The sequence below is a fragment of the Natrinema pallidum genome, from assembly GCF_005890195.1.
Taxonomy (GTDB): Archaea; Halobacteriota; Halobacteria; order Halobacteriales; family Natrialbaceae; genus Natrinema; species Natrinema pallidum.
The window spans coordinates 787,983-802,290 of sequence record NZ_CP040637.1 but is presented as its reverse complement, the minus strand read 5'-3'; the positions used below and the strand labels follow the sequence as shown (position 1 = coordinate 802,290).

General features: G+C 65.9%; 14 protein-coding genes and 1 tRNA gene. 11 read left to right on the top strand and 4 right to left on the bottom strand.

The window, feature by feature from the left end; all coding sequences use genetic code 11:
* Positions 1-13 precede the first annotated feature (13 nt).
* A complete protein-coding gene (locus FGF80_RS03895) occupies positions 14-280 on the top strand; it encodes a DUF5827 family protein (protein WP_006184535.1) in 267 nt (88 codons plus the stop codon).
* Complete coding sequence (locus FGF80_RS03890; protein ID WP_138652306.1) at positions 277-1,107, top strand: ATPase; 831 nt, start codon at positions 277-279, stop codon at positions 1,105-1,107. Before FGF80_RS03895 ends, FGF80_RS03890 begins: the two co-directional genes overlap by 4 nt.
* A 53-nt stretch (positions 1,108-1,160) precedes the next feature.
* On the opposite strand, the gene FGF80_RS03885 is transcribed toward FGF80_RS03890, so the two are convergent.
* The gene (locus tag FGF80_RS03885; RefSeq protein WP_138652304.1) at positions 1,161-1,739 is read right to left on the bottom strand and encodes an MBL fold metallo-hydrolase; all 579 of its coding nucleotides are present in this window, start codon (positions 1,737-1,739) and stop codon (positions 1,161-1,163) included.
* A gap of 187 nt (positions 1,740-1,926) precedes the next feature.
* Between FGF80_RS03885 and FGF80_RS03880 the strand changes: the two genes are divergently transcribed.
* Positions 1,927-3,120 carry a helix-turn-helix transcriptional regulator gene (locus FGF80_RS03880; protein WP_138652302.1) on the top strand — a complete coding sequence of 398 codons (1,194 nt, stop codon included), beginning with the start codon at positions 1,927-1,929 and terminating at the stop codon, positions 3,118-3,120.
* A gap of 118 nt (positions 3,121-3,238) precedes the next feature.
* Positions 3,239-3,313: transfer RNA gene (locus FGF80_RS03875), tRNA-Glu, on the top strand.
* A gap of 315 nt (positions 3,314-3,628) precedes the next feature.
* Here the strand turns inward: FGF80_RS03875 and FGF80_RS03870 are convergent.
* A complete protein-coding gene (locus FGF80_RS03870) occupies positions 3,629-4,234 on the bottom strand; it encodes a metal-dependent hydrolase (protein ID WP_138652300.1) in 606 nt (201 codons plus the stop codon).
* 114 nt (positions 4,235-4,348) lie between these two features.
* Here FGF80_RS03870 and FGF80_RS03865 point away from each other — a divergent pair, with 114 nt between their 5' ends.
* Entirely contained in the window at positions 4,349-4,951 is a 603-nt protein-coding gene (locus FGF80_RS03865; protein WP_138655458.1) for a hypothetical protein, read from the top strand.
* A 20-nt stretch (positions 4,952-4,971) separates the two neighbouring features.
* The gene (locus tag FGF80_RS03860) at positions 4,972-5,580 is read left to right on the top strand and encodes a hypothetical protein (protein WP_006184541.1); all 609 of its coding nucleotides are present in this window, start codon (positions 4,972-4,974) and stop codon (positions 5,578-5,580) included.
* 46 nt (positions 5,581-5,626) lie between these two features.
* Here FGF80_RS03860 and FGF80_RS03855 read toward each other — a convergent pair whose 3' ends face one another.
* A complete protein-coding gene (locus FGF80_RS03855; RefSeq protein ID WP_138652298.1) occupies positions 5,627-6,538 on the bottom strand; it encodes a hypothetical protein in 912 nt (303 codons plus the stop codon).
* 167 nt (positions 6,539-6,705) lie between these two features.
* Here FGF80_RS03855 and FGF80_RS03850 point away from each other — a divergent pair, with 167 nt between their 5' ends.
* From FGF80_RS03850 to FGF80_RS03840, 3 genes are all read left to right on the top strand, one after another.
* A complete protein-coding gene (locus FGF80_RS03850; protein WP_138652296.1) occupies positions 6,706-7,689 on the top strand; it encodes a hypothetical protein in 984 nt (327 codons plus the stop codon).
* Positions 7,682-7,966, top strand: coding sequence for a sulfurtransferase TusA family protein (locus FGF80_RS03845; RefSeq protein ID WP_138652294.1), 285 nt, complete (start codon positions 7,682-7,684; stop codon positions 7,964-7,966). Before FGF80_RS03850 ends, FGF80_RS03845 begins: the two co-directional genes overlap by 8 nt.
* A 111-nt stretch (positions 7,967-8,077) precedes the next feature.
* Positions 8,078-9,337, top strand: a complete 1,260-nt coding sequence (locus FGF80_RS03840) for a cytochrome D1 domain-containing protein (protein WP_138652292.1) — start codon at positions 8,078-8,080, stop codon at positions 9,335-9,337.
* Positions 9,338-9,588: 251 nt separating this feature from the next.
* On the opposite strand, the gene FGF80_RS03835 is transcribed toward FGF80_RS03840, so the two are convergent.
* Entirely contained in the window at positions 9,589-10,041 is a 453-nt protein-coding gene (locus FGF80_RS03835; RefSeq protein WP_049907943.1) for a MaoC family dehydratase, read from the bottom strand.
* Positions 10,042-10,225: 184 nt separating this feature from the next.
* Here FGF80_RS03835 and FGF80_RS03830 point away from each other — a divergent pair, with 184 nt between their 5' ends.
* A complete protein-coding gene (locus FGF80_RS03830; RefSeq protein ID WP_006184548.1) occupies positions 10,226-11,155 on the top strand; it encodes an NAD-dependent epimerase/dehydratase family protein in 930 nt (309 codons plus the stop codon).
* A gap of 377 nt (positions 11,156-11,532) precedes the next feature.
* Complete coding sequence (ppc, locus tag FGF80_RS03825; protein ID WP_006184549.1) at positions 11,533-14,223, top strand: phosphoenolpyruvate carboxylase; 2,691 nt, start codon at positions 11,533-11,535, stop codon at positions 14,221-14,223.
* Positions 14,224-14,308: the final 85 nt, after the last annotated feature.

Here is a 14,308-nt window from a genome sequence, read left to right as displayed (position 1 = left end):
CGTACGGCCGGGCATGCCGGTTCCGAAGTCCGAATTCGAGCAGCTTCCGCCGTGTGACTTCTACACGCCCGCGGAGTTGCTCGAGGACGACCAGATGTACACCGTCTACGAGATCGCCCGGATGCTACAGGGAGCCGATCCCGACGCCGAACTCGACCCCGAAACCGAGGACGTCCTGCTCGACTGGGCGATTCCGTGGGTCATGACCAACGCCGACGACCTCGTGGTCGCCGAACCCCGGGACGAAGACGAGCCCGGCTACTACGGCCTGAAAGAATGATCCTCCTCGTGGTCGGTGCCGATCGCGTCGACGCCGGCAAGACCACGTTCTCGGCCGGCCTGCTCGAGCGAACCGGTGCGGTAGGGTATAAGCCGCGCGCCGGCAACGACTTCTGGTTCGACCACGACGACTGCCGGCGAGCGCTCGCCGAGGGCCGCCTCTACGGCAAGGACGCGACACGCCTCTCGGCGGCGGACGGCCGCGATCGACCGCCGGAACGACTCAACCCCGTCCACCGGCTGTGGCGGCCCGCTCCCGACGGCGGGACCGGTCTGCTCGGCCGAGCGGACAGGGAGTTCCTCGTCGACCGGATCGGTCGCGACGGCGACGACCCGTTGTTCGTCCGCAACGCGACCGCCGATCTGCCGGCGCAGGTCGCCGACGCGCTCCCGCTCGAGGACGCGATCCCCATCGAGAGCGTCGCCGAGTTCAACGAACTCGCCGAATCGCGGTACGTCCCCGCGTTCGAGCGACTGGCTGCCGACATCGAGGCGACCGATGTCGCCGTCGTCGAATCCTACGGCGACATCGCGCGGCCGCTCGAGGGGCTTGCCCCTTCCTCGATCGCCGCCGTCGCGGCCGTCGAACCCGGCCGCGCGCGGATCTATCCGGGCGATCGCTACTGTCGCGCCTGCGAGATCACCAGTTCGAGTCCCAGGGACGGGGCCATCGAAAAGCGCGTTCCGAACGTCCTCGACTATCTCGACCCGCTCGAGCACGTGTCGCTTCCGGCACTCGGCAGCGATCGACGGGCCGATCCCGAACTGGTCGCACGCGCGTACGCCGACGCCTACGAGGCGTTGCTCGAGGCCGCCGGACGGGAGTGAGGAGTCGGCCGCCGTCGATCGCGACGAACCGGCGCGTGGCTCTGGACCCGGACTCAGGCCTGCCGTGCCATCCGGGCCGACAGTTCGACGTGCTCGTAGGGCTCCGTCGTCACGCTCGGGCCGTGACCGGTGTGTAGTGCCGCGAGATCGGGGTCGATTCGCTCGAGGACGCGGTCGATACTCTCGATCAGGGTCTCGCGATCGCCTTCCTCGAGATCGGTGCGTCCGAAACTGCCGTTCTGGAAGACGAGATCACCCGCGAACAGCACGCTCGCCGGCTCCGAGTAGAAACAGAGGTGGTCGTTCTTGTGTCCGGGGGTGTGGAGCGCGACGTACTCGTCGTCACCCAACCGGACCGTGTCCTCGTCCGCGATGGGGTGGTTGACGCCCTCGATCGAGGTATCGTACCCCCACGCATCGACGTCGAAGGCGTCTTTCACCGCGGCGAGGTTGCCGACGTGGTCGCGGTGCGTGTGCGTAAGGAGCACTGCCTCGAGGTCGTCGACGCGGGCGCGGACGGCATCGACGACGTCGAAGTTCGCGCCCGCATCGACGAGCACGGGTCGGTCCCCGCTCACCAGAAAGACGTTGCTGGTAAACGCCTGCACGCCCTGCGCGATGTTTGAGATCACGTGACCCGGTACGCGGTCGTCGGGTTTGTGGGTATCGACACGGCGCGTCGATCGCCGAACGCGGCCCGGGTGCGTCGAAATAGGCCTTAGAGTGGCTAAGGAGGGAGTTATGGCGCGGTTTGGAAGTCAAACGATCTGATCCGTGTATTCACAAGGATTTTTAGCTGCGGCACGTAGTGGGAGACGAATGAATCGGCCGGTTTCCGTCGGACTCGTCGCTCTCATCATCCTCGCGTCCGTTGCCGGCGCCAGCGGGTCGGTTGTACTAACGGCCGCCGGGATCGCTCCCCAGTCACCCTCGGAGCCCGCTCCCGCGGACCCGGCCCCGTTCGTCTCACAGGAACGAGACTGGGACGACACGACCTTTGATATCACGGTGTACGAGAACGGCAGCGCGACGTGGACGTTCCGTCACGAACGGCTGTTCGCCAACGAGGAGAACGCGACCGAGGCCGAACGGAACTTCAGGGCGTTCGCCGAGTCGTTCGAGGCCAACGAGACCGGACGGTACGAGGCGTTTATCAATCAATCGCGTGAGTTGGCCGCGGCCGGCTCGCAGAAGACCGGTCGGGAGATGGCTGCGACGAACTTCGATCGGTCCATCCGGGTCGACGAAGGACGGATCAATCCGCGCGGCGTCGTCGAAATGTCGTTCACGTGGACGAACTTCGCCGCCGTCGACGGCGAGACGATCATCGTCGGCGATGTCTTTCGGGGTCTCTATCTGGCCCCCGATCAGTCGATTGAACTCGAGGCGGGCGGTGATCTCCGGTTCCGGTCCGTCAGCCCCGACCCCGACGGCCAGTACGACGGCGGTTCGCTCGAGACCGCGACCTCGGTCGAGTGGAGCGGCGAACAGCAGTTCGACGATGGCCGCCCGCGTGCGGAGTTGACCAGTTCGACCAGCGGTGCCGTCGGGAGCGACGAACAGGGACCGGTCGGTGCGATGAGCGGTGACCGCGGCTGGTATCTCGCCGCCCTCCTCGTCGTCGGCGTCGGCATCGCGGCCGCCGTCTGGTACCGCCGCTACGGGCCCGGAACCGGCGATACCCCTGCCGACACTGTGACCGACCGCTCGGCCGAGCGGACGCCGGAACCCAATATTGCCGGCGACTCGAGCACGGGCGACGGGGCCGCTCTCTCCGAAGAAGAACTCATGACCGACGAGGATCGCGTCGTCGCGCTCATTCGGGAGAACGGCGGCCGAATGAAGCAGGTCAACATCGTCGAAGAGACCGGCTGGTCGAAATCCAAGGTCAGCATGCTCCTCTCGGACATGGAGGACGAGGGAACGATCAGTAAACTCCGCGTCGGCCGTGAAAACATCATCAGCCTCGAGGGCTTCGAGCCCGAAGCGACGAAATCGCCCTTCGAGGAATAGCGGCGACCGTTGGCGATGAGTCGCCGGCACGTGATCGCGTGGGACCGTTCGACACCCCTGGATCGAAACGGAATGCTTAAACATCGTACTGCGCTACGATGGAGTGAAGACGAAGCCCGCTCCGATGGTGTAGTCCGGCCAATCATATTGCCCTCTCACGGCAATGACCTGGGTTCGAATCCCAGTCGGAGCACTTCCACTTCTTTCGTCGAGTCGAATCCGACACAGCGTCGGTAATCCGTGTCCCAGCGAGTGACGAGCATCCGGACTCCCCTCGTCTCCGCTGTCGGTTCGAACGGTGACTTCCCGGACACGGACGTGGCCCTGGTTCCGGCGGTATCGTCCCCACTAAATTCGAGAGCAGCGACGAGCAGGGCGGTGAGTGAAGCACGCTCTACGCTGTTCGCCCAGTCACGAGTACGGGTTCGGATCGGTCGCCTATTCCGTAGCGAACCGAACGCCGGTCGCTCGTCTCGCCGATACCCGACTCGTCTGTCCGGCCGCGGCGTCAGTCGTGTTTGTATCGACTCGGCACGTACTCCACGACCGGCTCGGGGACGGACCCGAACACGACCGGGGCGAGAGTCGCCAGCTGTCGCCGAAGGAGGCCGTACACCCCGCCGACCAGCACGCCGAGACCGACGAGCCAGCGGAATGGCCCCTCGAGGACGATCCAGAGCGGGGCACTAACGGCCAGCGAAAGGACCACGTCTTCCGGTGCGCCGTCGTAGCGAATCCAGCGTTTCGGTGCCCGCCAGCGGTCCCTGACGTGGTCGTACACCGCCCGGTCGGAGGTCCCTTCCCACGGCCGAAGCTCGAGGCCGCCACCGTACCGGTCCATTCGAGAGTGGAGTGCGGCACCGGCAAACAGGAAGGCGGCGGCGACAAGCCACGGGGTCGCGACGAGGAGTGCCGCGATCACGACCGGGACGGCAGCGACGACGTACAGCGTCGGATAGTGGAGCGTCCGCCGGTGGCCCGCGTAGAGGTCCAGGTCCGGCAACACGCTGCCGAGGAACCCGCCGACGAGCGCCGCCGGTGCGAGCTCCGGGGCGACGACGACGAGCGGCGCTGCGATAGCCAGTCCCAGCAGCGCGTGTGTCGGGAGCATCATGTATCAGTTCGAAGGGGAGTCAGCGAGATAAGCCCACCGGCGGGTTTATGGACCGATAGTGTGTCGGCCCTGCACATGCCGAGGAACGGCAGCGGTGCTCCTTCGGACCCGACTGTGGACGCGGCGAAGGACGCGTTCGAACGGCTGTTTCGAAGCGGTCGGGCAAACGCCATCCTCGCGTGGCTGGTGGTCGGGGTCCTCGCGATGGTGTTCGTCGAAAGCGCGCTCGATTTCGACCGCCAGTGGCTCATCTTCGTCGCCGGCGTCGGCACGGTCGTCCTGATTCCGCCCATCGCCGCCGGAGCATGGCGCGTCATGTTGCCCTGGGAACTCCTCGTCCTCGCGACGTTGCCCATCCTCGTTCGGGGACTGTTCGGGGGCAGCGTCGGCACGTTTGCGGCCTATCTCGCGGTCGCGGGGCTGGCGTTGCTCATCACGGTTGAACTCCACATGTTCACGTCGCTGCAGGTGACCCACTGGTTCGCTATCACGTTCGTCGTGTTGACGACGTTGGCGTCGGTCGCGGCGTGGACCATGCTGCGATGGAACCTGGATCGCGTGTTCGGTACGTCCTATCTCTCGACGAACGAGGCGCTAATGACTGAGTGGCTCTCGGTGACCGTCGCCGGATTGGCCGCCGGCGTGTTGTTCGACGCGTACTTCAGACGGCGCGATCGACAACTCCGGCGTGTGCTCAGACGGGTGGTGCGTCGATGAGTCGTCTCCCGCGGCCCTCGATGCGAGCCCAGCGACGGCTCACGCGAGTGCTGCAACTCGTTCTCGTCGGACTCGTCGCCTATGGCATCCTCGCGGGCCAGCCGAAAGCGGTCTTCAACGGCGGTATCGGACTCCTGATCACGTTCCTGCCGGCGTTGCTGGAACGGAACTACGACCTGCCGCTCGATCCGTGGCTCGCCCTGTGGGTTACGTCCGCCGTGTTTCTCCATACGCTCGGGTCGGCGGGCCTGTACGGCCGTATCGGCTGGTGGGACCATCTCACGCACGCGCTGTCGGCTTCGCTGATCGCCGGCATCGGCTATACGACCGCTCGAGCGATCGACCTGCACGTCGCGGACATCCACGTCCCGCGTCGGATCGCGTTCGTCTACATCTTCGTGGTCGTAATGGCCTTCGGCGTCGGCTGGGAACTGTTCGAGTTCGGGCTCGACCGCGTCGCCGCGGAAACCGGGCTCACGATGCCGCTGGCCCAGCATGGTCTCGACGACACCGTCCGCGATCTCATGTTCAATACGCTCGGCGCGCTTCTCGTCGCGATGTTCGGACAGGCTCACCTGACCGGCGTCGCCGAGACGGTCAGAGAGCGACTGCTCTCGGCAGACCTCTGACCACCCGCCGGCACCCCCCTCGAGACGGTGGCCGCTCGCCGGCCGGTTACTCGCCGCCATCCCGATCGACCGAGAGCCCGACGTGTCCCGTCGGGAACTGGCAGAGACGGGGGACGGTCTCGGAGCGGGCGTGGGGGTCGAACGCGGTGGTGGCGATCGCCTGCCAGAGGACGCGTTCGGGATAGGGACGTGCCGACAGGTCGAGCGAAAGCGACTCCGCGAGCGCCTCGTGGTCGAGTTCGCCGTTCGTCGTCGGTACGGGAAGGGGATTCGGCACGGTCTCGAGGTCCACCCCGAAAGACGGGAACAGCCGATAGTCGGCTCCGAGGGCCGGGTGATGTAGTTCCCGCTCGCCGGGAACTCGCACGACGAGTTCGGGCGTGGTCGTCGTCGCTCCGTCGCCACCGTCGGCCCGTTCGACCGTCCGCTCGGCGAGCGAAATCCGGCGTCGTGTTCCCGTTCGAACGGCGTATTCGGTCCCCTCGGCGACCAGTCGAAGGCGCGATTCGCTTCGCTCGAGGACGCGAACGGTCGGAGCGGCGTACGACTCGAGGAGTGCGGTCGTCGACTCGCCGGCGATCGTTGCATCGACTGTGACTACCGTCGCATCGTCCCGAGAGGAAACGAGGTCGAACACGTTCGACTCGGCCGTCGGGACGACCCCGAGCGTCGCCGGCGTCGCACAGATCCCCTCCCAGGTCGCCGGCGGCCCGCGGTCACCGGTTCCATCCCGCAGCGCCGACCGCCAGTAAAAGATCCGATGCGTGTCGCCGGACGCGTACGGCACGGCGTCCGGGAAGAACGACTCGCCGTAGCCGGTCGGCTCGAGATCGGGGTGCTCGAGTTTGAGTTCGGCGTAGGGGAGTCGGGCGATGATCGGCGCGGGGAACTCGCCGTGCGGTGACCGCTCCCACCGGACTGTCGTCGGTCGGTCCGCCGCCGTCGGTGTCTCGCTCATCGGACGTTGGGTGAGACTTCCGCGGACACGTCCCAAACGCTGTCTCCGGAGATGTTCGGGAGCCCGCACCGACCGCTCTCAAGCGGCCGCCGTGAACCGGGATGCGAATATGTCCGTGACCGAACTTAGCGTCGGTGAGCCACGAGGGCTGGGTAGGTGACTACTCGATGGCCGACTCACCGGCAACGATGCGGACGACCGCCGCGACGGATCTCTTCGATAAGTACGTGCTGCCGAAGGTCGCGCTCGTCGTGATCCTGGCGGGCTCGCTGGCCGGGACGTGGGTGAGCGGACGGCTCGGGGGCCAGTCGGCGGCCGTCACGCTCTCCAAGTGGCTTTACTTCGTCGCACTGGGGGTCCTCACCGGCGGACTCGTCTGGAAACACTGCTTCGTTCGGCCACGGGACCTCGGGACGGATGCCGGCGACTACTGTGCGGAGATGTACGCGCGCTTCGACGAGATCGCGACCGGAGCCGTCGCGGTCCTCGCGGTGACCGGTCCGGTCGTTCTCGCGGCGTACGCTGCGAGACTCGGACGCGGCCCGCTCGTCGTCGGCCTCGGCGTTCTGCTCGCGGCGTGGTTCGGCACCCTCGTCGTGACGACGCGAGGGACCGACCCCGTCGACGAACAGTTCCGGCGACCGGCCGGCCTCCTCGCGCTGGCGCTGGCGCTTGCGGCCGTGGTGGGAACGGGCCTCGCAGAGGTGAGCCTCCGCGGGTTGGGCCCGACCGCGGCGGCCGTCCGAACGATCCACCTCCTCGCGTTCGTCGCGTGGATCGGCGGGGCCGTCTGGAACATCTTCGTCGCCGTCCCCACGGGCCACCAGCAGCCGACGGCCGCCGTCGCGCGAGCCGCCGGCGAGCAACTCGAGCGGTTCCGCTGGGCGGTGCGGTTCATCATCCCGCTGTTGTTCCTGACGGGACTCGTTCAGGCCGTCACGGGCTTCGGCGTTCGGCTCGAGACCTACGTCGCCGCGCCGATCGGGATCGCCGTCCTCGCCAAGGTCGGCATCATCGGACTGCTGGCCGTCATCTTCACGCTCTGTCCGATGTGGCGGGCCTGCTCGCCCATCGACGGCGTCTGTGATCTCGAGGGGATCAGGGAGGGCGAGCCGCCGGCCGCGCCGGCGGAGGGGAACGCCGATGACTGAGGGGGCGGTCCCCGAGACGGCACCCGATGTCGACCCCGATATGACGGTCGACAACCGTGGCACGGGTTGTGCGAGCGGGATCGCTCGCGTCCAGCGCGCGCTCGAGGACTTGGAGGACGGCGCGATACTGTGCGTTCGGAGCACGGATCGGCGGGCGAAAGGCGAGTACACGCAGTTGGCGGCCCAGACCGACCACGATCTGCTCGCGATCGAAACGGATCGGAGCGGGCTGCTTCGGACGGAGTACACGACGTACCTCGAAATCGGGGAGGAATAGATCGGTAACCGGCTCGCTCTCGCCGGCCGGTTCCCCGGCCCGGTAGTGACCGCCCGAACGTATTCGCGGCCGTGTATTTTCGAACGAAGCCAAAACGGTACGCAGAGACCGATGAGCGATCAACTCGCCGCCAGTACGGTCAGACCGCCGTCGTTTCGCGAGATGGGACTCGAGGAAATCGCCGATTCCCGCGAGATGCGATTGGAGGAGCGTACGCTGCCGGCCGCGCCCCGCCACGGCGTCACCGATCTGCGAGACCTCCTGGTCGTCGCGGAGCGACGGCCGGGATCGGTTTCGCTGGTCGATACCACCCGCCACGAGCGCGTCGGCCGCGTCGACGGGGTGGGCCGAGCGCCCCACTCGATCGTCTTCCACCGTCAGCTGCCCGAGAACGCTCGCGAGGGCGCGTACGCGTACGTCCAGTCGCGGCAGGGGTGGGTGAGCAAGCTCGATCTCTTCGGCGGCGAACTGGTCGGGCGGATCCGTGCCGGCACGTCGGGGCGGGCGATCACGATCTCGTCGGATTCGGCATTCCTCATCGCAGGCTACTACAACCCCAACCACGCCGTCATCCTCGATGCGGACACGCTCGAGCCGCTGCATCGAATCCCGGCCCACGCGGTCGATCCCGACGGGCAGTCGATCGCCTCGCGGATCTGTACCGTCCGTGACGTACCGGGGGAACGCTGTTTTCTGCTCGTGTTGAAGGATGCGGGGACGGTCTGGTTCGTCGAGTACGATGATCCCGAGTTCCCGATCGTCGACGAGATCGATGTCGGTCGGGTCCTCCACGATGGCGTGTTCTCGCCGGACGACCGCTACTTCTATCTCGCCTCGCAGGCCGAGGACTGCCTCTACGTTCTCGACGTTCGGCAGCGGGAGGTCGTCGGTCGAGTCCCGACCGCCGGACCACCCCATCCCAGCCCCGGCGCGCTCGACGAGCGGCGCGGGCTCGGGATTACGGGCACGGTGATGACCGACGCCGTAACGGCGTGGGACCTCGAGACCGGGGAGCCGATCGCCGACATCCGGATTCCGGGCCACGGCATGTTCTGTACGGCACATCCCGACAGCGAGTACGTCTGGGGCGATGTCATCTTCGACGACACCGACAGGGACAACGACGGGGTCATCTACCAGATCGATCCGGACGAACTCGTCGTCTCGACGGTCATCGACACGACCGAGTGGGCTGACGGGCGGTCACTTCACCCGGAGTTCACCCGAGACGGGGATCACGTCTACGTGAGTTGCTGGGACGCGGGGACGCTACTCGTCTTCGATAGCTCGACGGGAGCGTTGACCGCCGCAATCGATGGCGTGGAAACGCCGACCGGAACCTTTCTCGGCGATCGGGCGACCGAGCCGTGACCGGATGCCGACGGCCACTTGGTCCCCTGTCGGAAGCGCACGTCTCGACCGTCCCGGTTCGATACCGCTCGTATGGTCGCGGCGTGAGCAGGTGTGCAGTGACTGTGGCTGTCTCGCGCCACTCGAAAGCCGCTTAGGGCGGTGTCCATCCCCCGGAAGACGTGGGTATCACCCGCGTCGGTGTCCGCGAACGGATCGCACCCCTCGCCGGACCCGGTCTCGCTTCGAGCCGCGACGCGCGCCATGACAGTTCACCCTTCGGTCGAGTTTCGACGCGCGATCATGCCGAGCCCGATCCACGAGATGACGACGTCGCCGTCCTGGGTGATCCCCTCGAGAAGACTGTCGACGTAGCCGCGCTCGGGATCGCTTTCGGAGACGCGCTTGTCGACCACTTCGCTGCGGATCGAGAGCGTATCGCCCGGTCTGACTGGCCGTTTCCACCGAAGTTCGTCGACACCGCGGGCACCCATGCTGGCCCGGTTTTGGAGCGGCCCGTCGACGAGCAGCCGCATGCACATGGCGGCGGTATGCCAGCCCGACGCGACCAGTTCGCCGAACGCGGAGTCCTCGGCGGCCGCCTCGTCCGTGTGGAACGGCTGCGGGTCGTACTGCTCCGCGAACTCGATGATCTCCGCTTTCGTGACGTGATACGAACCGAATTCGTGTGTGTCCCCGATGTCGATATCCTCGTAGTAGCGCATGACTGGGATGTGTGTCATGCGGTGGCAAGAGGCTGTGGGACGAGGCAGCCCGGACGGTGGGACCGGATCGGCCGTGGGATCCCGGAGACGCTCGAGAATCCGCCAGTATCCGGTCGTGGCGCGATCGACCGTCGTCCCCTCGGCCTTTCCCAACATCTATTGCCCGTCGAATGACTTCTCCGATATGGCTCTCGAGGCACAATCCGTCCTCGTCACCGGAGGCGCGGGATTTATCGGATCGAATCTGGCAAACCATCTCGCCGAGGACAACGACGTGACCGTCGTCGACGACTGTTATCTGGGAACTCCGGAGAACCTGTCCGACGAGGTCGAATTCGTGGATGCGACCGTCCTCGACGACGACCTGCCGACGGCCGTCGACGTGGTGTTCCACCTGGCTGCGCTGTCGTCCTATGCGATGCACGAGGAGGACCCGACGACCGGTGCCAGGGTGAACGTCGAGGGGTTCGTCAACGTGGTCGAACAGGCTCGTCAGGACGGTTGTGAGACGGTCGTCTACGCCTCGACGTCGTCGATCTACGGCAGCCGGACCGAGCCGTCGCCGGAGGACATGGACGTGCACGTGAACACGGGCTACGAGGCCTCGAAACTGGCCCGAGAACGATACGGCGAGTACTTCTCGAATCACTACGACATGTCGATGGCCGGGTTGCGCTTCTTTTCGGTCTATCAGGGATACGGCGGTGCCGAGGAACACAAGGGCGAGTACGCCAACGTGATCGCGCAGTTCGCCGACGACATCGCCGCCGGCGAGTCGCCCGTCCTCTACGGCGACGGCACCCAGACGCGGGACTTCACGCACGTCTCCGACATCGTTCGGGGACTCGAGCGGGCTGCGGCGAACGAACTCGACGGCATCTATAACCTCGGGACGGGGGAGGCGTACGACTTCAACACGGTCGTCGAGATGATAAACGACGAACTCGGAACCGATATCCAACCCGAATACGTCGAGAACCCGATTCCCGATTCGGTCTACGTCCACGACACCTGTGCCGACGCCTCGAAGATTCGCGACGAAGTGGGCTGGGAACCACGGATCGACTTCGAGGAAGGAATCCGGCGAGTCTGTTCACAGTATACGGACGGGTGAGCCACCGCGCTGGTTGCCCGGACGGTCGACCGGGACCGATCGGGGTCGCCGTCGACGATCCGACACGGCCGACTTCCGTCCGAGCGTTTGACCGGTGAGATAATCCGGCACCGCTGACTGGCCGCCGTTCGAAATTGAATACCGGTACCGTTCGTGTGGTCCACCCGAACGCCACTGGCTGCAGAAATAATTTATATTCGTAGTAAATTTCCGCGGTCTAGTTACGGAACCGATAGCGCCCGAGGCGACGACCGGACGGATAGCGACGGCCACCCGCAAACCGAGTATCGCCACCAGTAACTATCACGGAAAACGATGTATGAGTGGGGTCCTGCTCCTGCTAGGGGTTTTTACCACGTCACGCACATCCACACCATATGCGACTTCACAACAGGGACGTCCGACAAGACGTTCGCGAGCTCGGTGCGTTGCTCGGGACCGTCCTCGAGGAGCAGACGTCCCGCAGATCGTTCGAGACCGTCGAATCCAGTCGCCAGGCCGCGATCGAGTACCGATCGGGGGACCGCGAGTCGCGGGACTCCCTCGTCACGGAACTGGAGGGGCTCTCGCCGCATCAACAGCGGATCGTCGCTCGTGCGTTCACGACCTATTTCGAGCTGATCAACCTCGCCGAGGAGCGCGAACGGGTTCGCACGATCCGTACTGAATCCCACGAAGGAACCCTCGACGACAGCCTTGAGACCGCGGCCGAGGAACTCGGCGATGCCGACATCGAGACCGTCCAGCAAGTGCTGGCGGACGTCCTCATCGAACCGACGTTCACCGCCCACCCGACCGAGGCTCGTCGGAAGACCGTCAAATCCAAACTCAGGGATATTTCGACGTCTCTCGAGACCTTAGACGAGCGGCTACTGACCGACAAGGAGGAGCGCCAACTCTGGCGGGACATCGACGCGGAGGTCACGAGCCTCTGGCAGACGCCGCAGGTCCGCAATCGCCAGCCCGAGCCCGAAGACGAGGCCCGAAACGTCCAGTGGTATCTCGAAAACACGTTGTTCGAGGTTGTCGGCGAGGTCTACGACGAACTCGACGACGCGATCGACGCGGAAATCCCCGGCGACATCGAAATCCCGAAGCTCTTCGAGTTCCGTTCGTGGGCGGGCAGCGACCGCGACGGCAACCCCTACGTGACCCCCGAGGTGACCGCCAACACCCTCGAGCGCCAGCGCTCGGTCATCTTGGCGCAGTACCGCACCCAGCTCAAGCGTCTCTCCGGAGTGCTGAGCCAGGACGGGAGTCGGATCGACGCCGGCTCCGAGTTCCAGGCCTCCCTCGAGCGCGATCGGGATCGGCTCCCCGGTAGCGCTCGCACGGCCGAAGAGCGCTACCCCGGTGAGCCGTACCGCCAGAAGCTCAAACTCATGCGGGAGCGACTCCGCCGTGTGGGCGATGTCCGCCCGGGCGGTTACGACGACGTCGACGATCTCCTCGCGGACCTCGAGGTCATCGCGACGAGTTTGCGCAACAACGGGGCCGAGAGCGTCGTGGACGCCCATGTCGACCCCATCCGCCGGCAGGTCGCCACGTTCGGCTTCTCGCTTGCCAGTCTCGATCTGCGCGAGCATCAGGCGAAACACACCGACGCCATCGCGGACGCCCTCGAAGCCGAAGGGATCGACTATCACGGCCTGTCGGAGGACGACCGCGTCGAGTTCCTGACCGACGCCGTGTTACAGGACGAGCCGGTGATCGATCTGGGCGACACTGACGAACTCTCGGACGACTCGGCACGGGTCCTCCGGCTGTTCGATAGTCTCGCGGACTGGCAGACCGAATACGGTGTCAACGCCATCGACACCTACTGCATCTCGATGACCGAGGAGCCGAGCCACGTCCTCGAAGTGCTGTTCCTGGCCGATCAGGCCGGCGTCGTCTCCCTCCCCGAGCACGCCGGCATCGACATCGTCCCGCTTTTGGAGACCGAGTACGCGCTCTCGGGGGCGCGGCGGATTATGGGGTCGCTGTTCGAGAACGAGGCCTACGCGCAGGCCCTCGAGGCTCGCGGCCGGACCCAGGAGATCATGCTCGGCTACTCGGACTCGAACAAGGAAAACGGCTTCCTCGCGGCCAACTGGTCGTTATACAAAAACCAGCGCCGGCTGGGCGAGATCTGCGACGACCACGACGTGACCATGCGGCTGTTCCACGGCCGGGGCGGCTCGATCTCGCGGGGCGGCGGCCCGATGAACGAGGCGCTCCTCGCCTTGCCGAACTCGACGGTTACGGGGCAGGTCAAGTTCACCGAACAGGGCGAAGCGATCGCCGAGAAGTACGCCAACCCCCGCATCGCCGAGCGCAACATCGAACAGATGCTCAACGCTCAGCTACGGGCGCGCAAACAGGCGATCGACCAGCCCGAAGAGGTGGTCCACGAGGAGTGGATCGATGCCATGGAGACCATGGCCGACGCCGCCCGCCGGGAGTATCGCGACCTCCTCGAGAGCGACGGGTTCGTCCAGTACTTCGAACAGGCGACCCCCATTACGGTCATCGAAGACCTCGATCTGGGGTCGCGGCCGGCCTCTAGATCGGGCGAGCGCACCGTCGAGGACCTGCGGGCGATCCCGTGGGTGTTCTCCTGGACCCAATCGCGGTGTATCCTGCCCGGCTGGTACGCCATCGCGACCGGCGTCGAGGCCTACCTCGAGGACGGTGGCTCGATGGAAACCTTGCAGGAAATGTACGACGAGTGGCCGTTCTTCCAGACGACGCTGGACAACGCCGCCCTCTCGCTGTCGCGAACCGAACTCGAGATCGCCGAGCGGTACGCCGATATGGCGGCCGACGACCTTCGCGATCGGTTCTTCCCCCGCGTTGCCGGCGAGTACGAGCGAACGACCGATCTGATCACCGAGATCGGCCAGCGCGATACCCTCCATACCCGCGACTGGCTGGGCGAAAACCTCGAGCGGCGGAACCCCTACGTCGACCCGCTGAACATGCTGCAGGTCTACCTGCTCAACCGCACCCATCGGACGGACATCGAGGAGCGGACCCTGCGACTGACGGTCAAGGGAATCGCGGCCGGCATGAAGAACACGGGGTAATCGACTCGCCGCGGCGGGGCGGGCGTCGCGACTCGGGCGGCTCGGACCCCGCTTCGATCGTGAGCGAATCGATGACAGGGGGACA